Origin of the sequence: Exiguobacterium sp. AT1b (assembly GCF_000023045.1) — a bacterium.
In the GTDB taxonomy this organism is placed as follows: Bacteria; Bacillota; Bacilli; order Exiguobacteriales; family Exiguobacteriaceae; genus Exiguobacterium.
On sequence record NC_012673.1, the window covers coordinates 208,189 to 232,228 of the forward strand.

The window sequence follows — 24,040 nt, forward strand, 5'->3', positions numbered from 1 at the left end:
CACTTATACTTTTGACGCACTGTTCAAATCTCGATACCATTTTTTCAAAAAGATGAGTTGCTGTTGATGAGTCAATTGCATGAATTCAGATATTTGCTCTTTAGATGCGACCAGTTCCTCCCCGTTAAGAATTGATTCTAAGAAGAAAGGGTCTGGTTCGAGCGGTGAGGGGAGATTCAATTCGACTGATAGCCAAAAAGCCATCGCATCATCGAATGCCGCTCGTGTCGGCTGGATTTGGCTGTCTGTGTTTGAATGTGACCAAAACAAGGCAGGCATGTATGCTCGAACTACTTCTGGTAGGTCGTGATCTAATCGTAAATTACTCCCCACATGAAGGAGTAAATGCTGATTATCTCGGTAACTGAATTTCTCAAGATTAGGCGATAGGAGGATGATCTTATCAGGCAAGGAGCTTGATATACCAAACTCTCTTTCAGTGAGTGCATGAATTGATTGAAGCGTTTCTTTTAGAATCGGCCAATACGAGTATGGTGGTGTCCATGACTGATCGACGATTATTTCTTGATCTTCCGCTTGATACGCTTCAAATGATCCCTCAAACAACGTAACCCCTGCCTGTACACCTTCATAATGAGCAGGAGCTTGCTCGATAAGGTTTGTTAAAAACTTAGATTGTGGCGAATAATGCAACGTGACAGGTACGCTATTCGTTCGATTAATCACAGGTTTAAAGTTCTCAGACCCGATTCTGCTGTTCGGATAAGATTGTTTTGTTGGATACCAGTTTAACCAAGCAGGCAGATAGGTTACTTCATTAGTGATTGGGAATTGACTTGTGTTTGGGATTGTATATCGGACAGACAATGCAGTTGGTACTCCGAGCGTTACAGCCTCAATCTCGATGAAATCTCCAACTTGATGGAACGAGACTTCTCGCTGGTTTACACTGATATGTTTTACCTGGTAAGGATGATAGAGCGATAACACAATAGTTTCTGTACTCGACACTAAAGTATAGTCTGCTTCCACTTCGAACTGACCATGTGATTGCTTCGCTAATTTCAACTGAACATTGATTATTTCAAAGTTCAAAAATGAATCTATTTGTGAAAAATCATATGGATAAGGTAGTTCATAATGTTCTGTCGTTTCCGTATCGAGAGAACGATCGAATACCAACTGGTCATGGCTTAATGCGAAAGAAGCATAGATGCAATCACTGAGAACAGCATAATTGCCAAGACTGTCATCTGAATACGATGACTCCTTCTGATTGCCCAACACGATATGATCCATAGGGTGAGTCCAAAATGAAAACATAAAATCAACATGTTCTTAATAAATAGTGCGTTGCTACTCAAAAAACCTGTCAGTTCGTAATAGATGACCTCAGGTTGTAGAGGTCCGAAAAAGAAGTAAGCATTTGGGCTATTAAATCCTTTTTCTAAGAAGAACTCAGAAAAAATCTCTGTATTCAGTGGTCCGAACAATATCCATAGGATAAAGAGGACGAGAATGCCGCTTCGCTTTTTTCCGAACAGGAGACCCACATTGATTCCCCATACCGATGCAATTAGTAGTGGAAGTAGATAGAAAGTAAGTGAATGGAATAACAGCTGCTGATAAAAGGACCATGTTTCGATTTGATTAAATGAGAAATAAGTGACGACAGGTAGAAGCCCGAGTAAGATGGCACAAAATGAAAAGAACGTATGTATGAAGAGTATGGCGACAATCTTTTGAAATTGAATCCACACAATGTTCGGAAGAGTCAATTGACTTCTGTATTGTGCCTCATCTGAAGTAAGACGATACATGACTACGCTGACAATCAACATAACACCTTGAATAGGAATCACTATGCCTTTTAAGACATTAGGAAACATCATGTACTCGAACGGCTCGTTCACGTTCGCAACGATTTTTAATATGAGGACAATCGGGATAAAGATAAGTGCAATCAAATAAAATACGTTTCGGCTCATCTGTTTAAAATAAAAAGGAATTAATTCTTTTAATATGTTTTGTCTCATAGTTACCTCGATGATTGTGTAGTGATTGAATTGATAACGATATTAATTCAATTATCTCAGCTATATCCTAAGGTGTAAATAAAATCCAATTATATATGAGCCAATAAAGGATTAATGAATTATTTGGTAATAATCTCAAGTTGTGTTAGTCTAGAAAAATCATTGTCTGCGTCAACCGATTCGTTGTCATTATCTATACTTGAAGGGGCAGGGAAATGAAAAAGATTGTATTATCCATTATTTTACGAGTTATTATGAAGTCTTAAGTACATTCCAGACCGAATCCTGAAACTTTTCGAGAAGAAATGCGTATACAATAGAGACAGATACATAAGAACGATAGGGGGATTCACCATGTCAGAAACAACACCGACACCTGAAGAAGGTGTCACACCACAACGAATCAGCGGCACACTTCCAATCGAGGCACGTGCCGTCTTCCGGTTATCAAGTGCGATTTTTTATCTCATCGGACTTCTTGTCACAGGAGCTCTCGTGGCGGCCGCTTACTGGTTCGACTGGCCGACTTGGATACAGATTGGTTTGGTCGTGCTACTCGTCATCGATGTCGTCTATAGCCTGATTGATCTCATCTGGTTCCAAAAGTGGAAACAAGAACGATTCACGTATGACGTTCAGCCACTCGAGATTCAGATTCACCATGGGATCATCACGACACACGATGTGCTCATCCCGATGACAAAGGTCCAATTTGTCCATGCGGAGCAAGGACCTCTTCTCCGTAAATACGGGTTACAGACCATCACCATCGGGACAGCGGCCGGTTCTCACGAAATCTATGCGATTGAAGAGTCGTTCGCCAAGACACTCCGTGAACAGATTGCCATCTATGCACGCATTGAAGAGGAGGATGTCGTATGACCGAGACCGCGTTAACATGGCATCGACTCCCGAGTCGCGTTTTGGTGCTGCGTATTCTCGAAGTCATCAAGTCGTTCGCCATTCCAATCGTTTTACTCTTTGTGCTCAACAACGACTGGGACTCGACATTCGGTATCATCATCCGAGTCGGGATTTTACTCTTCCTATTACTCGACATTGTTCAGAAGTTCTTCGGATGGTTAAACTTCCGATATGCCCTCGATGAAAAGACTGTCTATGTCATCGAAGGGAACTGGTTGAAAAAAGAAAAATCGCTTCCACTCTATAAGATTCAAAGTGTTCATTCGAACAGTCCATTCCTCTATCGGTTGCTTGGTGTCGTCGAATTGACGTTCGATACGAATGCCAACAGTGACGATGCTTCTTTCAAATTAGCGGGTGTCTTCCCGACTGAAGCCAAACGACTGGAAGAGATTCTCGAACAGGTCCGTCATCGGAAACAAAGCGGAGTAGCGGTAGATGACTCAGAAGAGTCGGATGAGACGCCTGCACAGGCAGCACCGGTACCAAGTCGCCTGTTGTACGCCTTATCTACGCGCGAAATCGTATTGGCATCCATCACGTCGCTCTCTGTCTTCGCCATCTTCCCGGTCGCCTCGACGGTTATCTCGTCAATCGACGACTTCATCAACTTGGATGGGGCGTTTAATCAAGTCGAAGATTATGTCGTCCATGCGTCCATCATCGCCATCGGTCTTCTCGTCATCGGAGTGTTGATGCTATCGATCGTGATCGGAATGGTCATCAACTTCTTGAAGTATGGGAACTTCCGACTTGAGCGGAGAGGGGAACGCATTCGCGTCGAGAAGGGATTGTTGAATCGAAGTGCTAAAGAGATCCCATATGAGAAGATCCAAGCGATTCGCATCAAAGAGACGTTCATTCGTCGCTGGTTCCATATCGTCGGGGTCGAACTCGTCGCAGCAGGGACGATGGATGAATTGAAAGATGAATCGTCGACGATTCTCCCGTTCGTCCGTCGTGACCGGGCGATGCAAGTACTCCGTGAACACTTCACGCACTTCACATGGTCGGACGAACTACATCGACTCCCTAGACGTGCCTTAGGAATCAAACTACTCCGAATCAGCTGGTTCGGCTTCATCATCTCAGGACTCGTGCTATATTTCTTCCGAGATTATGCTTTGTGGCTCCTGCTCTTATGGGCCATCATCATCGGGGGACGCGTCCTCAGTTTTATTACCACAAAATATGTCCGCATGGATCAATTCATTCAATTGCGAACGGGTGCATTCAACGTCCGCTCATTCTTGACGGACAAACCACGGATCGAACAGATTCAAGTGAAGCAATCGCTCTTGCAGCGCCGTTTCGGGTTATGTACGGTGCAGTTCTCGACACGTGGAGGATTCTTATCAGTCGAGACCATCGATGATATCCCGAAAGAAGATGCGGACGCGATGCTCGTCTGGTTCTCCCGATACAGTGAGATGAACGAAAACCGCTCAGGCTGATTGATCCTGAGCGGTAAGATTATTTGTGATTTTCGTGTCAAATAACGTTTCTCTTACTGAAAACGCGGATAAAGTATGGTATGATGCAAGTAGAAAGAGACCGGTGCTGGACACACCGACCTCTGGCTTACAGGCTACCACTTTAAGAGTGGTCCCAGCCGCCACAATGGTTAGTGAATCAGAAAGTGACCCATCTCATTGCGCCGAGGGGGTCATTTTTTTGTGCGTTCAGACGTTGCACAATCGGATGTTCGGTGAATCACCAAGTGAACGATGATCGGAGCGAGGATTGGGATCATCACATAATCCCCAACCCAGGTCCAAAGTTGTTCCATCCGCACCACCGCCTTCCTCCATTGTGGACTTGGCGGCTGACCCCACTATTGCTGCGTTAACCTGCCCCTTCATTATAACAGATTTGTTCGCAAAAATGCGCCAAAAATAAGAACAAACGTTCTTATTTTATAAAATGAATCTTTTGATGGAATCGGTCTCACAAATGGGTCCAAAGAAGGAATTGAGTCGAATCACTCTTGCTTGTTAGATGTCTGACAGGATATAATCAATCTCGTGTGTATACACGGGTGGGTGAGGGTGCCAATAAAGGATTGATTCCTATGGCAAAACAAACAGAATGGAAAACAGAAACATACGGGGGCGTGCTGAACTTTCTGGCGACAGCATACATCCCGGCCGTGCATGCGGCAATCTTGACACAAGCCGGACTCCCGTTCGAGGGGGCGCTCGTCGGAGCGATTTTGACAAGCATCATCGGGACATTGATTGCGGGATTCTTCAATCTACCGCTTCTCTTGTTACCGGGAATGGGGATTAATGCGCTCTTCACGTACACGCTCGTCCTGCAGATGGGGTTGAGCTGGCAAAGTGCGCTCGCCGTCTCGTTCGTCTCAGGTGTACTCGTCGTACTATTGACGGTCACCAAAGTGGCGAGGAAATTGGCGAACGCGTTCCCACCGATCATTCATGACGGATTGACGGTCGGTCTCGGCCTCTTCCTCATCTTGATCGGGCTCGAGGCGGCAGGGATCGTCTCAGGCGGGGGAGGGGCATTGCTTCATATCGGTGATCTCGGAGAGCGTGACGTCCAAGTCGCATTCCTGTCACTCTTCGTCGCCATCTTACTGTTCTTGAAGATGGGGCCGAGCAGCTTCCTTTGGACGATCGGTTTCGGTGTCGGACTCAGTGCCGTGATGGGAACACTCGATTGGACGGGAAGCTTCGCTTTGACACCGTTCTTCGAATCGTTCGGCACGGTATTTGGGAACATCTCGTTCGGCGAGTCGACATCTCCACTCTTCTTCGTCGCGGTCGGTGTGCTGACGCTCGTCTTGTTGATTGAAAACATCAGCTTGATTCAGAATCAGACACGGGCAATCGGCAAAGAAGAAGAGGCGCCGAAAGGTCTCGTCGCACAAGGTCTCTCGACGATGGCCGGGGCCATGTTCGGGTCAAGCCCGACCGTCTCGACGGTCGAAGTGGCTGCCGGGATATCGGTCGGTGCACGAGGCGGGATCGCTTCATTCGTCACGTCTGGATTGTACGTAGTATCGCTCTTATTGCTACCGCTTTTTGCAATCATCCCGGTGACGGCGATCGCACCGGTGTTGATTATCATCGGCATGATGATGTTCCAAAACGTGAAGCATCTGCCTCTCGATAACTGGGAGCATGCCTTCCCGGCGATTCTCGTCATCATCATGATTCCGTTCACGTATTCCATCGTCGATGGGATCGGACTCGGGTTCATCGCGTACACGATGATTGTCTTGTTCAAGAAGGGCTACCGGTCACTCAGTCCGGTCGTCGGTGTCTTGACCGTATTGTTCTTAGTTTTCTTCTCATTACCAGTCTGGTTATAGAGACACGCGCGGCATCGTTCATGAAGAACGGTGCCGTTTTTTGATTTTAAAAAGACTCATTCATGCTATAATCGCAGTAATTTGAATGGAACGGGGAGGGGATTGGATGCAAGTCATTCAAGAATTCGCATCGTACACAGAATGGCTCGAGTCGTTAGAAAAGCTGAGTGACTCTGATTGGAATAAACAGATTGACTCGGAGAAGTGGTCCATAAAGCAAATCGTCTTACATATCGCCCATTGGGACAATCATCTGTTGAATGTCATCATCCCATCGGTGAAGAACGGGGAAGGGATGATTTTCCCTGACTTTGACTCTTTCAACGCGCGAGCGACGAAAAGGGCGGAGAAGTTATCGGGTGACGTCGTATTGAAGGAATCACTACAAAGTCGACGAGCACTCATCACCATGCTCGAGTCCTTAAGTGAAGAAGCGCTGACTTATAAAACGACAGCGAATGGTGTCTCGCATGATTCGCATCAAGGTGTCCCATACTCGTTACATGTAATCATCGGGGAGTTCATCGAGCATGACCGACACCATATGAAGCAAGTCGAGTCGATCCTGAAATGAGACATCGGAAAGTGCGTGGTCTGAAACGAAAGTTAAGTCGTCTTCAGCGAAATATACAAGAAAATCATGAGGATTTTCCAAAGGAGTTTCATAATGGGTATTGGTATGCCAAGATTCCGGTCGGACAAACTTTTTTATTGGAGATTCAACATAATACCCAAATCAAACAGGCAATCATCCATATTCTGCTCGATGAAGCGAAACGACTAGTAGAGTTGCGTGTAGAGGAACGAATGCGAGTTGTCGTGCTGCTAGATTTTCCTACACTCTGGAACTCTGAACTTCTCGTATTTGAAGATGAAGAGGGGTTACAGACGTTTATGCGGCGTGATTCATCCCACCAAAAATGGATTCCAATTTCTCATGAAAAAACGTTTTTGAACAAATGGGACATTCGTAGTGACCGGGATATTCGCGTGTACGGATTTGAAGAGTGGATATTCGATGAAGAGGGTGAAGGTAGAGAAGTGTGGATGCTCGTTCAATGAACGGGCATTTTTCTTTTGTCTAAAAATAACTGAATATTCCGTTAAGGTGCATGGTATAATCCTGTTAATCCGATTTCCAAAAAAAGGATTTAGACTATGGGAGGAGCCGTTACTTGAGATGAAACCGAATATACATAAACGGAAACGCCAATGAAACAAGCCAAAACGATTTTTGTGTCAGGGATTCTATTCTCCTTACTACTTGTCGCCCTCATCTCCTATTCCGGTCAACTGGGATACCGTTACTACCAATCATTAGATATCTCAGGGAGCGAGATTACGAGTTGGGTCACCGACTGTCATGACAAACGAAAATTTTTAGGGATTTTCGAAGTGACGGATGTCGACTTTTGGTGTGGGGATGCGCCATATGAAGAACCAGAAGGGAACGGTCCAGACGGAGCAATGATTGACTCAGAAGACGAGTCAGGTGGTACACCGAAAGAGCGGATCAAGGACCAATCCCCTTCTTACGGAAACCAGTCAGGAGAAGAGACGAGCAGTGTCTCCTACCTCCCATACATAATTACCGGACTGCTTATCTTGCTCGGATGGTGGCTCTGGAAAAGACGACGCCCTTCGAAGAAACAAAGCGAGGAGGGAGAGTTAGATATCGAGGATCACTCGCTAGTGACTTCTGACAACGCGTCGATGCAGATAAACCGAACGATTCATCCATTACCAGCATCGGCTATCCGAAAGCAGTTGATTCAATTCGAAGCAGCGTTACCTCCATATAAACGTCGTCGCCCAACTGAGACGTTGTCGACTTGGGCGAAACGAATCGAGCTCGATGCATCCCTACTTACCTATTTAGAGACACGTTATGATGATGGAAACATCTCACCACAACGTGAGCGAGCGTTCACCCAACAACTTGATGAATACCTACTACGCACACAAAAGGAGTCGAACTCATGACCATCCGAAACGTATTGGACCAATTAGATCGCATTTACCTTGGTAAACCGGAAATCACAAAATTATGTTGTACAGCCCTTTTGGCGAACGGCCATATCTTGCTAGAGGATGTGCCTGGGACGGGGAAGACGTTACTTGCGAAAAGCATCGCCAAAAGCTTTGAGGCAGACTTCGCCCGAATTCAATTCACAGCCGACCTGCTGCCTTCTGACATCATCGGTTCAGACTTCTTCAATATGCAGACCCAGACGTTCGAGAACCGCACCGGACCGATCTTCACGAATATTTTACTCATCGATGAAGTGAACCGCGCCGTTCCGAGAACGCAATCCGCCTTGCTTGAAGCGATGGAAGAACGCCAAGTTTCTATCGGTGGTGTCACCTATCAACTACCGAAACCATTCTTCGTCATCGCGACGCAAAACCCGATCGAGTCGGCGGGAACGTTCACGCTACCGGACGCCCAACTCGACCGCTTCCTCATGTCTCTTCAAGTTGGGTATCCTGGGGCAGACGAAGAGCGGAACTTGATTCTGCAGACGATTTCAAAGACGAGACAGACAGTGCATGCCTTGATGACGAATGAAGCTTTTTTAGAAGCACAAGAAGAAGTCGAGAATATCCGAATTCATGAAGATGTCGTCACGTATTTGCTCGCACTCATCCACGAGACGAGACAACACCCGTTAGTCGAAGTCGGGGCGAGCCCACGGGCGACGCTCGCGCTCGTCAAGGTCTCACAAGCTTATGCGTACTTGAACGACCGTCAGTTTGTCACGCCTGAAGATGTTCAAGCCGTTGCGCCACATGTCCTCGCGCACCGATTGACCCTCACCCTTGAAGGGGATATCAAATCGACGAAGCGACAAGTGTTGGTGGACGTACTCGAGTCCGTAACTGTCCCCGTCGAAAAGGTGTAACGATGCGACAGGTCGAAATCAGTACACCGTCCATTCTTCAGGACCAACTTTGGCCGGCTTATGTCAGTCTCGGTCTCCTCACCATGTGGATGCCTTATGTATGGCCCATCGCTTATGTATGCGGAGCATTATTAATCGTCATGTTCATCCGGAAACGAATCATTCGAACACTTTCAAACGAAGTCTCATTTTCCATCCGGCAGAAAGAAGATCTCTTGTTCATCGACGATGAGACATCCTGTATCGTCCGTATTGATGGGTATGAGCGAATCATTGCCCTTGGTGTTCCGCTATTGATTCGACTAGAGGGTAATGAAAGGATGGTATTCGAGGACGGGTCACAGGCATACGACACCAGGATCGAACAGGACATACATCATGTGAGCGTCTCGGCTGTGAAGCGTGGACCTGCTTCGATTCATATGTGTGTGATGCGTGTCACCTTACCGTTTTATTTAGGTACTCTTTTTTTCACGGATGAGGAGATGGATATGCCCTCATGGGTTGTTTTACCTACCATCACGAAGTCACCAATCACCGAATCTCGCATGATTCGGATGGGTGACCGTATCGTCAAGCACTCCCCGTTGAATGATCCGTTGATGATTCAGAGTGCAAAACGATATGAGAAGGAACCGGCTAAACAGATTGACTGGGTCGCCACTTCAAAGGTCGGTCATGTACAGGCAAAAGTGTTCGAACGACAAAATCTCGACACGTTCACGATTTCCCTTGATTTGAGCGGTCCGCTCGGGAACGGGCTCCATGCGCAATATGAAGACTTGATTCAACAGACGGCGTATTGGGTCTCTTACTTGATCAAAGAAGATTGTAAAGTGGAGCTGTTAATCAACCGACTCGACAAAAACAACCAAGTCGACCGTGTTACACTGGGAGAAGGAAGAAAACAATTACGGCTCATTCTCGTCCGACTGGCGATGATTCATGAATCGAACGCGTTTGTTGCGTCATCGCGATTCACGTCATATGTCAGTCGTCACAAACAGCCGCACGCCGAATTGATTCACATCAATCACGCGGTGCTGCTGAAATCTTCAGGGTGATGAAAGGAGAAACACATGCGACGAATGACGGGCTTACTCATATGTTGTGTCGGACTACTTGCAAGCACGACAACCGTATCAGCCGAGATGACTGAATCCTCGGCGGAACGTTTTGCAGATGCATATTTTTATGACATTGTGATGGATCATATTCAGGGAGATGATCCGGCTAATTATCATATGACAGACAGTGAGAACATCTCGTTCGGACCACTACTCGAGACATACGTCCCGTCATCCTCTTGTTACAAAACGGGAGAAACATGTACGTTCGCCCCAACGAAAGAATATGTGGCGACCGTCTTTCAAGATGACGAACCGGTCAACGTGATCGGAACATATGAACAAGCAGCGGGTACATATGCGTTCTCAACGTTTGGTTCAGACAAAGAAACCCCGAAAGCGTTGACGGACGTAAAAGGCGATCTCGTGAAATACTCAGAAGCGTCGGCTTGGTTTGATTTTGATGGGGACATGTTGACGGCGTTGACATCTAATACGAAACAGATGATTAGCGGAGATGAGATTTCAACTGAGGCGTTTCAAGTATTATTGGTTGAAGAGAATGAAAGTATTGAAGGGGATGCCGAAGAAGGAATGATAGGTGGAGCAGGCGACTCATCATCAGTCCATTCGGATAAGACAGAGTCAAATAAGCCAACATCGAATACCAACCGATTGATTGGCTTTACTGTGTTAGCGATCTTGCCATTCGGATATTGGTTCCTCAAGAGACGAAAAGCAACATGATGTCAAAAGACTTATCCAGTCATCATAATCCACTAGAATTAGTGGTCATACCGAGTCATGCATTGAGAGACAGAGAAGCAACCTACTTGATCTTTCGCCATTTGGAGAATGAACAGTTTCCATTACTTATAGAGCGTAAGCGGACTGTAAAGGATTCGAGAAAACGTCGCGTCTCTTTTAAAAGTCAGGAAGAAGAGCATGTGACGACCAAAACCATCAAGAATCGTGAAATGTTAGAGTCGGAATTGACGCTTTCTTCAAATGAGGTCATCGTCTTAAGAGGAGAGAGGGATTGGATTCTGAGCTATTCCGAAGACGGATTGACGCTTCAAGGAAACCAAGTGAAACGTGTCGCGACAACTGGTATTGTCCAGATGGAGACATTTTTTAAACATGTGGTTAGAGGTGCATTTCCCATCAAATTGGCGTTTGGTTTAGGTGGGACGTTTGCTCCATTTGAAAACGTGTTTCGCTTTATATTGCATAACCCAGATTGGAAGGGATTGATTGAAGACGAATTATTGCCTCAGCTTCAGATTCCGAAGGCGAAGAATGTGTGGCAGTCCCTCTCACATCCAACATACGAGCAGACGCTTGAGACGTTCACTATTGAATTTCATCCAAATATACTAGGAAATTTCATACTCGCACATGATGCTAACGACACGTACTCTTTTATTGATCATGTGAATGGGGATATCAAGATTTTTTGAATTCTAAATAAAGAGGGGTAGTGTAGTGAGTTACATACAGCATATGCGTCAATTAATCGGATCGAATCTATTAATCACTGTAGGATGTGGAGTCCTCATCGAACAGGACAATCAAATTTTGTTGCAACACCGAAAAGATCATCATGTTTGGGGAATCCCCGGTGGCGTTATGGAGCCTGGGGAATCATTTGAAGAGACAGCCATCCGTGAAACTCTCGAAGAGACGGGGCTCTCCGTAGATAATTTGAAACTGTTCGGAATCTATTCCGGTGATGACGGATATGCCACTTATGAAAACGGTGATCGCGTCTATAGTGTTCAAGTCATCTTTTACACCCATTCATTCTCAAGAGAAATCGCTCAATTGACAGACGAAAGTCACGAACATCGATTTTTCTCAAGAGAAGACCTACCACGATTACATCAACATCAACGTCGGTTCATTGACGATTGGGTCGAACAGGTCAATCTCCCGGTCGTGAAGTGATATTCATCTTGCGACGAACAACCCCTCATGCGCGCATGAGGGGTTTCTTCACATATAGGGTCCGTTCGCCTGAATGACGAACTGGGAATGTGCATAGTGGTAGGTGATCCGTGAATAGTCGAAAGGTTTTCCGTTCGTCAGATGAAAGATGGTTTCAATGCGAAGTGTCGGATCATTCTCTTGCAATCCGAGGTGGCCTGCTTCCCCTTCCGTCAATCGATCGACCTGTAGATACATGTCAGAAAACCCAATCGTGACGCCGAGTGCAGATTGAACGTAATCGAAAATCGAGTCCGCCACGATCTCTCGATTCAAATAAGGGACAATGGCTTTCACATAATAGGATTCCTCATGACAGAGCACTTCCCCGTCCACATATCTCACCCGTTCGACCCGGTACACATCGTCAGACACGCCAATCCCGAGGTTCTCGGCCACCAACGCATCTGGCTTCATGACAGACACATCAATCACATCAGACGTCAACACACGGTCTCCGAGATTGCTCTTGAATCCTTGGGTGGAGAAGAGGCTCATATAGCCGGGTCGATTATGTCGTCTGACGAAGATGCCGCTTCCCCGCAGTTGAAAGATGACCCCTTTTCGTTCGAGCAGCTCTAATGCTTTCGTGATGGTGCTCTTACTCACTGCATATTGATTCATCATCTGCTCCAGGACAGGGAGCTTATCCCCCTGTTTTAACTGTTGTTCGTTAATGTATTGTTCGATTTCATTCGCAATCTGTTGATATTTTAGCATGGTCATTCCTCACTTTTTCGTCACTGATTTCATTATATCATGAGAAAACAAAAAAATGTTTAAGTGTATCGACCTTGTTAAATTTTACCGGTACAATTATACTTGACGTGTATGATATATCAAAAGGAGGAATAGAGGATGAAGACGTTACCTAAAGATTTCCTATGGGGAGGCGCACTCGCCGCCCATCAATTCGAGGGCGGTTGGGACGCTGACGGAAAAGGGCCGAGCGTCGTCGATGTCTTGACAGCAGGCGCACACGGCGTCGCTCGCCGCATCACAGACAAGGTCGAGCCGAACGAGTTCTATCCGAACCATGAGGCGATTGATTTCTATCATCGTTACAAAGAAGATGTGGCGCTTTTCGCTGAGATGGGATTGAAATGCTTGCGTACCTCGATTGGGTGGAGTCGCATCTTCCCGAACGGGGATGACGCAGAACCGAACGAAGCAGGTCTTCAATTTTATGACGACTTGTTCGACGAGCTGTTAAAGTACGATATCGAGCCGATCATCACGCTCTCGCATTTCGAGATGCCGCTCCATCTTGCCCGTGAATACGGTGGCTTCCGAAATCGTGCCGTCGTCGACCACTTCGTCCGCTTCGCGGAGGTCTGCTTCGACCGTTACAGAGACAAGGTCAAGTACTGGATGACGTTTAACGAAATCAACAATAAGATGGACGTCAACAATCCACTCTTCTTATGGACGAATTCTGGAGTCCTCTTAGAAGAAGGGGAGAACGCCCGCGAAGTCATGTATCAGACTGGGCACCATGAACTGATTGCGAGCGCTCTCGCCGTCGCTAAAGGGAAAGCCATCAATCCTGACTTCGAGATTGGAGCGATGGTCTCTCACGTACCGATTTATCCGTATTCATCAAACCCAGATGACGTCATGCTCTCCGAAGAGATGATGCGTCAACGCTATTTCTTCCCGGACGTACAAGTACGAGGCTTCTATCCGAGCTACGCATTGAACGAGTTCGAGCGGGAAGGGTATAACATCCCAATCCTTGAAGGGGACGAAGAAATCCTACAGAACGGAAAGGTCGATTATCTCGGTTTCAGCTATTATATGTCGACGACTGTGAAGAGTGACGTCGTCGCGGACAACAGCGGCGATATCGTCAACGGTGGTCTGCCGAATGGGGTCGAGAATCCGTATATCCAGTCGAGTGACTGGGGCTGGGCGATTGACCCGGTCGGACTCCGTTATGTGCTCAACCGACTCTATGATCGATACCAAATCCCGCTCTTCATCGTCGAGAATGGATTTGGTGCCGTCGATGAGATTGTCGACGGGAAGATTCATGACGCGGCAAGAATCGATTATTTGAAGGCACATATCGAACAATTGAAGCAAGCCGTCCTCTATGACGGGGTCGATTTGATCGGGTACACACCTTGGGGCATCATCGACATCGTCTCGTTCACGACGGGAGAAATGAAGAAGCGATACGGGATGATTTATGTCGACCGTGACAATGAAGGGAACGGATCGATGGAGCGGATGAAAAAGGACTCCTTCGACTGGTATAAGCGAGTCATCGCGACGAACGGAGAGAATCTCTAAATAAGATGAGCAAAGAACTGTGAAATGTCTGCAGGTCTTTGCTTTTTTTCGCTATAATGTAGAAAATGACAATCCAGGAGGGAAGAATGATGCAAGTGAAGCAGTATGGGCCAGTAACGGCCGTTTGCGCCAAAGTGAAGAACGGTCCATTCGAGATGTCGATGTACGTCTATTATATCGACGGCATGATCATCGATACGGGGACACGCACGATGCTACCCGCTCTCCAACCTTTTTATGAGTCGGTCCCAATCGACCTTGTCAGCATCACCCACCCACATGAAGATCACATTGGAACGGCGGCCTGGCTTGAGCGGACATACGGTGTCCCGATTTACATACGAGAGTCCGCCAGGGACATGTGCCGGACGGGGTTAAAAATCCCAGATTATCGAGCACGTTTTTCAGGAGATCCGGAACCGTTTCAGCCGGTCGCCTATCATGACAATCAGATCACGTCAGAACATCATACCTATCAGGTGCTCCATACACCCGGTCATGAACCGAATCACGTCGTCTTATATGATGAGGAGAACGGTCGACTGTTCTCGGGTGATTTGTTCGTCCATCCGTATCCGAAGGTGATGATTCCAGAGGAGTCGGTCCCTGAACAGATTCGTTCGCTCAAACGGGTCCTGTCCCTCGATTTTGATGAGGTGTACTGTCAGCATGCCGGGCGTCTCGAACAGGGAAGGGAGCAACTGACCAAAAAGCTCGATTATCTAGAACGTTTGACCGATGACGTGATAACGAAAACTGCAGCAGGCTATACGATTGACGACATCAATGCTCAACTCTTCCCCGAACCATCGCCGCTCGTCCGAATATCCAAGCGGGATTATGACTCTAAACATATGATTGCAAGCATTCTTCGAGAAATCTACGAACAACTACGTTGACAGAAGGTAAAACACCTAGTATTCTTAGTACAGGATTAAACGTTTAAACTTTTAAACGGAGTGATGAATATGAAACGGACAGATGTTACACCCGAAGTATCGTTATCTTTATTTGAAGATGCGATTCCGTTGTTCCAAGTATTAGCCGACGTCAATCGTCAACGCATCATCGTCGAAATCGCTAAACATGAACGCTTGAACGTCAATCAGATTGATGAAAAGATTGAGTTGTCTCGACCAGCCATCTCACATCATCTCAAACTACTTCGACAAGCGGGCATCGTTTCATCGGAGAAAGTCGGGACAGAGAACTTTTATTTTCTGACACTTGAAGATGCGGTCGGACTGCTGAAGGCACTGACACGTGCGATTGAAGATGAATGTATCTTATAACCTTTCTTTTTGGAAACAGAAAGAAAGGCTTCTTTTCCACTAATACGTTTAAAAGTTTAAACATATAAACATTAAAGGAGAATGAATATGAAGCAAAAACAAACCATCGTCATCACAGGAGCATCGAGCGGAATCGGTCGGGCAACGGTCGAACTGTTCAGCAAACGAGGCTGGCATGTCGCTGCGACGATGCGAAGACCTGAAGACCATCAAGAACTGTCTAACCTAAAAGGGGTGTCGCTCTATCAGCTAGATGTGACGAACGAGACGAGTATCCGAGAGGCATTTGAACGAATCGTCTCGGATCATGGAACGATGGATGTGTTGTTGAACAATGCTGGATACGGAGCGGTCGGAATTTTCGAGGAAGCCTCTCCCGAACAGATTCAGCGGCAATTTGATACGAACGTATTCGGGGTCATGAATGTGATTCGGGCAGCACTCCCGTACTTCCGCAAACAGCGGAGCGGTCGAATCGTAACCGTTTCTTCCGTCGGTGGACAGATCACATTCCCAATCTATAGCTTGTATCACAGTTCAAAATGGGCGATTGAAGGATTCATCGAATCGCTTCAGTTCGAGTTGGCACCGTTCAATATCGACATGAAATTGATTGAGCCGGGGCCGATTAAAACAGACTTTTACGGTCGTTCCCAGGAACTCGTGCGTGACCAACCGCTCGATGTATATGATGACTATACAGAAGTCGCACTCCATAACACGAATGCCGCTGGTGCGAACGCTGAAGGTCCAGACGTCGTCGCCGAGACGATTTGGCGAGCCGCGACCGAACGGAAGAAACGACTTCGTTATCCATCAGGTAAACAAGCGGGATTATTGATCGCGCTCAAGCGTTATCTCCCGAACCGGATATTCTTTGCGATTGTCCGAGGTGTCGTTGAAAAGAAATAATGAATCATATCCTTTTTATTTTCTATGGAAAATGAAAAGGATTTTTTATGTCGTTTTGAGAATGATTCAACTCACACAAAATTACCCGATATACCATCTAAGAGGAGGGATTTCATGAAAAAAGTCATGCTAGCACTTTCAACATTCATTCTAGTCATCGGATTGTCTTCAACACCGACAAAATCAGCAGATGCAGCGGTCAAGACATTTAAAAACTGTACAGAGTTAAACAAAACGTATAAAGGTGGTGTAGCCAAGTCAAAGACGACGAAAAATAAAGGTGGTAAGACACGTTACACGCCATATGTAAGTAAAGCACTATATGACGCGAACAAAGCACGTGATCGCGACAAAGATGGAATCGCCTGTGAGAGATAAGAACATGTATATAGCCGCCAATGAGGGCGGCCTTTTATATGGACGTAGACACATATTCGGATGCATGATATTATCATAAGTAATAATATTATCAAATATGATAATAATGAGGTGAAGATGATGAATCAAGACGTTTTAAAAAGTCTGTTAAACCCGATTCGCATGAAAATTTTTCAGCACGTTCTCATGAACGAGCAAGTGACGACCGGAGAGTTGGCAAAGTTGCTTCCCGATGTGCCCCAAGCGAGCCTCTATCGCCATATCAACAAGATGGTACAAGACGAGATTTTATCTGTCGCAAGTGAGAACAAAGTACGTGGGGTGTATGAAAAAGTGTACGCGATTCAAAACAATCCATTGACCGCTGTCAATCAAGTCGTCGAAGAGGAAGATCGTGAACAACTATATAAAATATGTTACACGTTCGCGATGTCACTGCTCATGGATTTCGGAGACTATTTAAAGCGGGACAAAATCGACCTTCAAGGAGACAAGGTCGGCTTTCGGAGTATCCCACTTTATCTGTCTGATGCCGAGAGTGATCGATTCCTAAGAGGTCTCTACGATCTCTTAGAGGGAGTGCTCGAGCATGAACCATCTGAAGAACGTACGTTGCGGAAATTCTCCTACGCGTTCATGCCGGTAGAAGAAAAGGAGGAGATGGATGATGTATAAACAAGAAAATGTGTTGATTCAAGGGGAAACAACCATTGCTGCCACCATAACGACACCCGATCAGGAACGGTCGTCCTTTCCAGCCATCGTCCTCATCGGAGGGACGGGAGGATTGGACCGTGACGGAAACGGTACCGGCTTCAAGTCAAACTTGTATAAAGACTTAGCAGAATGGCTGACGATCCAAGGATTCATCACATTACGCTATGACAAACGGGGGATTGGCAAGAGTGGTGGCAATCGACATAGCGTCGGTCTGACAGGACTCGTTGATGACGTGTCGGCGGTCGTCCGTTATCTGAAATCTCATGACCATGTCTCACAAGACGTTTTATTGCTCGGTCATAGCGAAGGATGTATCGTCGCGACACTCGCAGCAGAACGTGAATCCGTTTCTGGTCTCATCCTGTTGTCTGGTGCCGGTGTCGCCTTGAAGACGAGCATGCAGGAACAGGCGCATGCCTTACTCGATGTAGTGAAACGTACGAAAGGGATCAAGGGTAAACTGCTTCGCTTTAGCTTGAATGAGAAGTCGGTCGTCGGGAAACAACAAAAACTGTTCGAGCGCGTCACAGCAACGGATCAGGATACGATGCGGATCCAGCTGATGAAGTTCCCTGCCAAATGGTTACGGGAGCATCTTGCACACACAGACGTGTCACTTCGAGAACGATTGGTTCAATTGAACATTCCGACGCTCGCACTGACAGGAGACCGGGACGTTCAAACGGACGTCGAGCATCTAGATGAGCTCGCTGCACTTCACGTAGAGCATATCGAGGTACAAAAGATTAAGGACATGGACCATATGTTGAAACATTTCGATGGTGAGATGAGTATTTTGGACGTGAAAAAACAATATCGTTCACAACTCAGTGAACCGCTCCATCCTGAGCTACAGCATCAACTTCACGAATGGCTAAAGCGCCACGACTGGGCATCATGACGAACAAGACAGCGGAAACCTCTCCGCTGTCTTGTTTTATGTATGTAAGAACCGCTCAACGTTTTCCATCGAGAAATGACGGCTCCATTGAACGAAGTGTCCACCTGGTACGGCAATCAATTGTACAGAAGGATGAAGCAGTCGTTCCGCTCGTTTGACATGATGGAGCGTTCGCTTCGCCTCCTTCAAATCAATTCCCGTGAAATCCGCATAATACAGGTGCGTCGGGACTTGGACGCGTCGTAACAAGTCCTTAAAATCCAATCCATCATAACCAAACAACAAGTGTAAGCCACCGGTCGAAAGACGGGCCGATTGCTCGACAGCTGAACGAATCGATAACGTCGGCTCGACCCCGATTCGTCGACAGAACAGTTGGAACCGCTCTTCAGAAAACGTGGGGTCATTCTTATTCACTTTCGTTTCAATCCAGTTCAAGAGGCGTCGTGGTGAGTGGTGATACAGTAGTCGTAAAAGCGGAAAGGTAAAGCCGAAGATGCCATATTCACGAAACGGAATCATGGCATTCGGCTTATGTCCTTGGTCGAGGAGAATCAAACGTCTGACCTGGTCTGGGTAATGGACCGCATACGCCAGGGCGATGGCACCCCCCATCGAATGTCCGATCAAACGAATGGACTCCAGTTGTCGTGAAGTTCGGTATGCTTCGATCCAATCTGCGAGTATTTTTGAGGTCGCATATGTATGTAGTCCCTCACTCTCACCAAAACCAGGTAAATCTAAGAGGTGGATTTCAAATGTTTTATGTAAGGCTTCGACAAACTGTAATCCTTGTGATCCAGTGAACCCCCCACCGGGAAGAAAAAGAACCGGTTCACCTCGACCATGGACGGTTGCATGGAATTGTCTCACGTCATCTCTCCTTTATTATGCAGAGTGGCTTCTATTCAAGTATAAAGATGATTGGAAATCAATTGAAGAAAAATCGCCATCTTTCTCACAATGCTCCTAAACAAATGTGGGTATAACATAGTGACAGGCAGATTACTGTCATCACACATCGTATACGTTCTGACCTTTAAAGGAGGAATGAGGAATGAAGCTTTCAGAGAAAACGGCAATTGTCACTGGCGCAGGTTCAGGCATGGGGCGTGCCATCGCCAAACTGTTTGCGCAGGAAGGCGCACGGGTCGTCGCCTTCGACTTGAATGAAGATGCTGTGCAGGCGGTAGTTGATGAAATCAAAGCAGCGGGTGGGGAAGCTCTTGGCATTGCTGGTAACGTGACAAATCAAACGGATATCGACAACCTCGTCGGTACGGCGAAATACACGTTCGGGTCGGTCGACATTCTCGTCAATAACGCGGGAATCATGGACAACTTCCTGACGGTGGGCGAAGTGACGGATGAACTATGGGACAAAGTTCTGGGTGTCAATTTGACCGGACCGATGAAACTTTCACGTGCCGCCATCCAAGTGATGGAGAAGCAGAACCGTGGTGGCGTCATCATCAACAATGCGTCCGTTGGAGGACTGTTCGGTACTCGCGGTGGCGCGGCGTATGTCGCATCGAAACATGCGTTAATCGGATTGACGAAAAACATCGCGGCGACCCATGGCACGCTCGGTAAGATTCGGGCCAACGCCATCGCACCGGGTGGGGTGAATACGAATATCGGGTCAACGATCACGGCACCGAGTGAACTCGGGATGCGTGCCATTCAAGGTGCGGGGGAAGCGCCGATGGGTGAGCCCGAACAAATCGCGAACGTCGCCCTCTTTTTAGCATCGGATGATTCGAGCTTCGTGAATGGTGATGTTTTGAAGGCAGATGGTGGGTGGACCGCAAGATAAAGGAAAAGAGCCGAAATTACTCGGCTCTTTTCCTTTGGTATTGTTTTCGATAGGCGAGCGGGGTGATTGAATGATGTGCTTTGAATGCCTGTACGAAGTGACTGACACTTGAGTAGCTCAGGCGATTGGCGATGTCAGCAACCGATTCAATCGAATCCATTAATAGAGTTGCGGCCCGTTCCATTCTTTTAACTTGGACATAAGCAAGTGGGGAAGTGTTCCCGAACGTTGTAAACAACCGACAACATTCACTGCGACTTACATTACCTGCAGTCGCGATTCGAGCTAACGTAGGCTTATCTTCTAGATGAGAATCGATGTAAGCGAGCATCAGACGAAGGCTCACCCGTTTGTTCTCATTCTTCATCACTTCACCCTCTTGCTGAATCCAATAGCGCCAGATGACCGTACACTGCAGTGTGGCATCCATCAATGCGAGCGGACCGTCCGCAGATAAATGTTGAACGGCCCGTTCAATCGTCTGAATAATAGATTGATGACCTCGTTCCGGTTTTATCATATGTATGGACTTTTCAGTATTTAGATATGGCGTCACATATCGCTTCGCCAACTCGGGATGGAACAAAGCAGTCGGATCAAACTCGAGTAACCTCATCGGTGACGCTTCCTCGATTTTCTCAAACATGACACTTTGTCCTCGTGCCAAGAGAACGGCCTCTCTTGGATGAAGGGTGATGCTTTCTCCGTTCACTCGAATCACGGACGTCCCAGACTTGCAAAAAAGAACAGTGAAGTGATCAGTCACCTTTAATGTCAATGATCCGTGACGAATCATCTCGATACTCTTCAAAAGAGCCATCCTCCTCGTTTAGGAAATTTCCCGACATTTCATTTCGATTGTTCACGGAGAAACACTTTGAATTGAGCATGAACTGGGACGAATCTGACATTTTTAATCATCGTTCATTAAAAGATATAATCGAGTTTCTTCTATATAAGAGTTTAAAAAATCAGCCAACCGGTAAACGCAGCATGCACGAGAATCGCGACAGGTACCCCAATCCGGAATTTCGGCTTCAATGTCTTATGTCGGAAGACACGCATCGCCACATAAGCACCGAACGCCCCACCAATCCATGCCATCGTCAGCAAAGTCCGCTCCGAAATACGCCAAGCTCCGACGCGAGACCGTCGTTTATCGACAAAATATGACACAAACGCTAGTAAATTAGTCACAATGTAATATAGCAGTAATAGTTCCAAAGACCAAAACCTCCTTATTTCTCTCCTTATTATATCTTAGAACGGCTCTAGAAAGCCGTTTTTATGGATTAAAACAATTTTCTGAATCCTCTCATCCTCATGAATTGTTCTGTAAATGAACTGATAACACTCTCATATCGTCCTGTAATCGCTGTGAAATATACAGGTGTTACAGTAAGGGGGCGTTAGAAAAGGGAGGAATATTCTTATGAAAAAACCACTATTGACACTAACGGCACTCGCTGGCCTTAGTTTAGGAGTCGCTGCTCCAGCTTCGGCAGCATCAACACACACAGTTCAGTCTGGAGATACACTCTATCGTATCGCCGTGAACAACAACGTCTCTGTAAATGATATCAAACAAGCGAACGGCTTAAACTCAAATATGATTTATCCGAACCAAGTCTTGAAACTTGGAAAGGCAGAAGCGAAATCACAAGCTTCTACTGCATCTAAAACGTATACAGTTAAATCAGGCGACACACTTTATCGTATTGCATTGAATCACGGGGTCTCTGTCAATCAATTGATGACTTGGAACGGTCTTGATTCAGATCTTATTTTCCCTGGACAAGAGTTCGCCGTGAAAGGTGCAGCCGCTGCATCTGTAGCGAATGATGCGAAGACAACAACACCGAAGACATCGACATCAGCACCAGTTACGAAAACTGCATCGTCTACAACGCAAACCCAAGCTCCGGCTTCAGGTCAGACAATGACAGTGGAAGCAACAGCTTATACACCATATTGTGCAGGATGTTCTGGTATCACAGCGACAGGAATCGACGTTCGTTCGAACCCGAACCAAAAAGTCATCGCGGTTGACCCTTCTGTCATTCCGCTCGGCTCTAAAGTATGGGTTGAAGGATACGGAGAAGCCATCGCAGGAGACACTGGTGGTGCCATCAAAGGAAATAAAATCGATATCTTGATGCCGACACAAGAGCAAGCACTTGCTTTCGGTCGCCAATCAATCACAATCAAAGTCTTGAACTAATTCAAGCTGATTAAAGACACTGCCATCGGGCGGTGTCTTTTTTTGTCTACGCCTTTTCCCATGGATTCTTCACTTTCGTCAGTCCGAGTCGCTTGGCAAGTGGTTTAATCGTCAGTCCATGCAGGGCGACAGACGTTACGACTAAACCGAGTGTGATCGGCAACATCCGCTCCGCATCTTCAATCCCGAGTTCGGCGATCTCTTGTGCAAAGAAACCGGTCACCGTCATCGCGACGATGCCTCGAGGGGCAATCCAGCTGATGAGCGCCCGCTCTTGCATCGATAACGGGGAACGGAGGAGCGACGTCTGTACCGAGATCGGACGGACTAAAAATAAGATCCCGAGAATCGACAGGAGGAGTGGCCACTCGAAGATGGCGAGCAAACTATCGCGCGTCAAGCTCGCGGTCAAAATGATAAACACGGTGGAAACGAGTAAGATAGAGATATTTTCTTTAAATTCACGAAGTTGTTTCAAAATGTGGAGATGTCCATGTTTGGAGTTCGCCATCGTCAATCCCATTGCCGTCACAGCCAATAGCCCAACCTCGCTCATGACCCATTCACTGATGGAGTAGACAAGAAGGACTCCGGAGAACGTCAACGTCGTCCGTAAATATTCTGGGACTTTCTCATTCCCGAATAAGCGAATCAATAGATGTCCGACGGCAATCCCAAAGGCGACGGCGACGATACAGGACCAAAAGAATGGCAAGTGGCTCGCGAGTCCATCGTTCTGATAGAAAATGAAGCCTACGCGGACGACGAATAATCCCATCAAGGCGCCAAGCGGATCGACGATGATTCCTTCCCATTTTAAGACTTTAGCCGGACGTGCGGACAAGTTGGCTTGCCTTAGTAACGGAATGATGACGGTCGGCCCGGTCACGACGAAGATGGCACCGAGCGTAAATGCTGGCAACCAATGAAAATCGCCAATCATGATGAGCAAAATCGAGGTCAAGATAAAGGACACGAACACCCCGACCGTAACGAGTCGAAAGATTGATTTCCGTAAATCATCAATCTCTCTGAATTCGAGACTGAGGCTTCCTTCGAATAGGATGAGCGCCACCGCAATGGAGATGAGTGGGCTATACAGCTCACAGAGTATCCGATCCGGCTCCAGCCAACCGAAAATCGGTCCGACGAGAATCCCGGCAACCGTCATGATCAAGATGGCTGGAAAGTCAAAACGCCAAGCGAGTAACTGCGAAAGTGCACCGATGAGGACAAGTAAGCTGAAGCCGATCATCATGTCTTCCATAAGCTTCCCCCGTTTCTTCACTTCTTC

Annotated in this window: 27 protein-coding genes; 20 read left to right on the forward strand and 7 right to left on the reverse strand. The window is 46.7% G+C overall.

Going from position 1 to position 24,040, the window contains the following annotated elements:
- Nucleotides 1–3: 3 nt before the first annotated feature.
- A complete protein-coding gene (locus EAT1B_RS01180; RefSeq protein WP_148209427.1) occupies nt 4–1,260 on the reverse strand; it encodes a hypothetical protein in 1,257 nt (418 codons plus the stop codon).
- Complete coding sequence (locus EAT1B_RS15910) at nt 1,155–1,997, reverse strand: hypothetical protein (protein WP_012726291.1); 843 nt, start codon at nt 1,995–1,997, stop codon at nt 1,155–1,157. The genes EAT1B_RS01180 and EAT1B_RS15910 overlap by 106 nt, the downstream gene beginning before the upstream one ends.
- Nucleotides 1,998–2,351: 354 nt before the next feature.
- Between EAT1B_RS15910 and EAT1B_RS01190 the strand changes: the two genes are divergently transcribed.
- The 11 genes from EAT1B_RS01190 to EAT1B_RS01240 all read left to right on the forward strand — a co-directional run bounded on the left by EAT1B_RS01190 (nt 2,352) and on the right by EAT1B_RS01240 (nt 12,172).
- Nucleotides 2,352–2,879: a PH domain-containing protein gene (locus tag EAT1B_RS01190; protein WP_012726292.1), complete on the forward strand. Its 528-nt coding sequence runs from the start codon at nt 2,352–2,354 to the stop codon at nt 2,877–2,879.
- Nucleotides 2,876–4,375, forward strand: coding sequence for a PH domain-containing protein (locus tag EAT1B_RS01195; protein ID WP_012726293.1), 1,500 nt, complete (start codon nt 2,876–2,878; stop codon nt 4,373–4,375). Before EAT1B_RS01190 ends, EAT1B_RS01195 begins: the two co-directional genes overlap by 4 nt.
- Nucleotides 4,376–4,992: 617 nt before the next feature.
- Complete coding sequence (locus EAT1B_RS01200; protein ID WP_012726295.1) at nt 4,993–6,255, forward strand: NCS2 family permease; 1,263 nt, start codon at nt 4,993–4,995, stop codon at nt 6,253–6,255.
- A gap of 106 nt (nt 6,256–6,361) precedes the next feature.
- A complete protein-coding gene (locus EAT1B_RS01205; RefSeq protein ID WP_012726296.1) occupies nt 6,362–6,829 on the forward strand; it encodes a DinB family protein in 468 nt (155 codons plus the stop codon).
- A complete protein-coding gene (locus EAT1B_RS01210) occupies nt 6,826–7,317 on the forward strand; it encodes a DUF3916 domain-containing protein (protein WP_012726297.1) in 492 nt (163 codons plus the stop codon). The genes EAT1B_RS01205 and EAT1B_RS01210 overlap by 4 nt, the downstream gene beginning before the upstream one ends.
- A 150-nt stretch (nt 7,318–7,467) precedes the next feature.
- Nucleotides 7,468–8,238 carry a hypothetical protein gene (locus EAT1B_RS01215; protein WP_012726298.1) on the forward strand — a complete coding sequence of 257 codons (771 nt, stop codon included), beginning with the start codon at nt 7,468–7,470 and terminating at the stop codon, nt 8,236–8,238.
- Nucleotides 8,235–9,158 carry a MoxR family ATPase gene (locus EAT1B_RS01220; RefSeq protein ID WP_012726299.1) on the forward strand — a complete coding sequence of 308 codons (924 nt, stop codon included), beginning with the start codon at nt 8,235–8,237 and terminating at the stop codon, nt 9,156–9,158. Before EAT1B_RS01215 ends, EAT1B_RS01220 begins: the two co-directional genes overlap by 4 nt.
- Before the next feature lie 2 nt (nt 9,159–9,160).
- Nucleotides 9,161–10,222, forward strand: coding sequence for a DUF58 domain-containing protein (locus EAT1B_RS01225; RefSeq protein WP_012726300.1), 1,062 nt, complete (start codon nt 9,161–9,163; stop codon nt 10,220–10,222).
- A gap of 15 nt (nt 10,223–10,237) precedes the next feature.
- On the forward strand, nt 10,238–10,972 hold the full coding sequence (locus tag EAT1B_RS01230) for a hypothetical protein (protein WP_012726301.1): 735 nt from the start codon (nt 10,238–10,240) through the stop codon (nt 10,970–10,972).
- Complete coding sequence (locus tag EAT1B_RS01235; RefSeq protein ID WP_012726302.1) at nt 10,969–11,685, forward strand: hypothetical protein; 717 nt, start codon at nt 10,969–10,971, stop codon at nt 11,683–11,685. The genes EAT1B_RS01230 and EAT1B_RS01235 overlap by 4 nt, the downstream gene beginning before the upstream one ends.
- 25 nt (nt 11,686–11,710) lie before the next feature.
- Complete coding sequence (locus EAT1B_RS01240; protein ID WP_012726303.1) at nt 11,711–12,172, forward strand: NUDIX hydrolase; 462 nt, start codon at nt 11,711–11,713, stop codon at nt 12,170–12,172.
- 48 nt (nt 12,173–12,220) lie between these two features.
- On the opposite strand, the gene EAT1B_RS01245 is transcribed toward EAT1B_RS01240, so the two are convergent.
- Nucleotides 12,221–12,931, reverse strand: coding sequence for a GntR family transcriptional regulator (locus EAT1B_RS01245; RefSeq protein WP_012726304.1), 711 nt, complete (start codon nt 12,929–12,931; stop codon nt 12,221–12,223).
- Between the two features lie 138 nt (nt 12,932–13,069).
- On the opposite strand from EAT1B_RS01245, the gene bglA reads away from it, so the two are divergent.
- From bglA to EAT1B_RS01280, 7 genes are all read left to right on the forward strand, one after another.
- On the forward strand, nt 13,070–14,506 hold the full coding sequence (gene bglA, locus EAT1B_RS01250; protein WP_012726305.1) for a 6-phospho-beta-glucosidase BglA: 1,437 nt from the start codon (nt 13,070–13,072) through the stop codon (nt 14,504–14,506).
- An 89-nt stretch (nt 14,507–14,595) separates the two neighbouring features.
- On the forward strand, nt 14,596–15,405 hold the full coding sequence (locus EAT1B_RS01255; protein WP_158303576.1) for an MBL fold metallo-hydrolase: 810 nt from the start codon (nt 14,596–14,598) through the stop codon (nt 15,403–15,405).
- Nucleotides 15,406–15,474: 69 nt separating this feature from the next.
- A complete protein-coding gene (locus tag EAT1B_RS01260) occupies nt 15,475–15,798 on the forward strand; it encodes a helix-turn-helix transcriptional regulator (RefSeq protein ID WP_012726307.1) in 324 nt (107 codons plus the stop codon).
- 87 nt (nt 15,799–15,885) lie between these two features.
- On the forward strand, nt 15,886–16,710 hold the full coding sequence (locus tag EAT1B_RS01265) for an SDR family oxidoreductase (protein ID WP_012726308.1): 825 nt from the start codon (nt 15,886–15,888) through the stop codon (nt 16,708–16,710).
- A 114-nt stretch (nt 16,711–16,824) separates the two neighbouring features.
- Nucleotides 16,825–17,088: an excalibur calcium-binding domain-containing protein gene (locus EAT1B_RS01270; protein ID WP_012726309.1), complete on the forward strand. Its 264-nt coding sequence runs from the start codon at nt 16,825–16,827 to the stop codon at nt 17,086–17,088.
- Nucleotides 17,089–17,208: 120 nt separating this feature from the next.
- Nucleotides 17,209–17,763 carry a helix-turn-helix domain-containing protein gene (locus EAT1B_RS01275; protein WP_031423702.1) on the forward strand — a complete coding sequence of 185 codons (555 nt, stop codon included), beginning with the start codon at nt 17,209–17,211 and terminating at the stop codon, nt 17,761–17,763.
- A complete protein-coding gene (locus tag EAT1B_RS01280) occupies nt 17,756–18,709 on the forward strand; it encodes an alpha/beta hydrolase (RefSeq protein WP_012726311.1) in 954 nt (317 codons plus the stop codon). The genes EAT1B_RS01275 and EAT1B_RS01280 overlap by 8 nt, the downstream gene beginning before the upstream one ends.
- Before the next feature lie 36 nt (nt 18,710–18,745).
- Here EAT1B_RS01280 and EAT1B_RS01285 read toward each other — a convergent pair whose 3' ends face one another.
- Nucleotides 18,746–19,582 (reverse strand): alpha/beta hydrolase, encoded by an 837-nt coding sequence (locus tag EAT1B_RS01285; protein ID WP_012726312.1) that lies wholly within the window; start codon nt 19,580–19,582, stop codon nt 18,746–18,748.
- Nucleotides 19,583–19,766: 184 nt separating this feature from the next.
- Here EAT1B_RS01285 and EAT1B_RS01290 point away from each other — a divergent pair, with 184 nt between their 5' ends.
- Nucleotides 19,767–20,525: a glucose 1-dehydrogenase gene (locus EAT1B_RS01290; protein WP_012726313.1), complete on the forward strand. Its 759-nt coding sequence runs from the start codon at nt 19,767–19,769 to the stop codon at nt 20,523–20,525.
- Between the two features lie 16 nt (nt 20,526–20,541).
- On the opposite strand, the gene EAT1B_RS01295 is transcribed toward EAT1B_RS01290, so the two are convergent.
- On the reverse strand, nt 20,542–21,336 hold the full coding sequence (locus EAT1B_RS01295; RefSeq protein WP_012726314.1) for an AraC family transcriptional regulator: 795 nt from the start codon (nt 21,334–21,336) through the stop codon (nt 20,542–20,544).
- 152 nt (nt 21,337–21,488) lie between these two features.
- Nucleotides 21,489–21,749 (reverse strand): DUF1294 domain-containing protein, encoded by a 261-nt coding sequence (locus EAT1B_RS01300; RefSeq protein ID WP_012726315.1) that lies wholly within the window; start codon nt 21,747–21,749, stop codon nt 21,489–21,491.
- A 208-nt stretch (nt 21,750–21,957) separates the two neighbouring features.
- Here EAT1B_RS01300 and EAT1B_RS01305 point away from each other — a divergent pair, with 208 nt between their 5' ends.
- On the forward strand, nt 21,958–22,746 hold the full coding sequence (locus tag EAT1B_RS01305) for a LysM peptidoglycan-binding and 3D domain-containing protein (protein ID WP_012726316.1): 789 nt from the start codon (nt 21,958–21,960) through the stop codon (nt 22,744–22,746).
- Between the two features lie 46 nt (nt 22,747–22,792).
- Here the strand turns inward: EAT1B_RS01305 and EAT1B_RS01310 are convergent, their stop codons facing one another.
- A complete protein-coding gene (locus EAT1B_RS01310) occupies nt 22,793–24,013 on the reverse strand; it encodes a sodium:proton antiporter (protein WP_012726317.1) in 1,221 nt (406 codons plus the stop codon).
- Between the last annotated feature and the right edge of the window lie 27 nt (nt 24,014–24,040).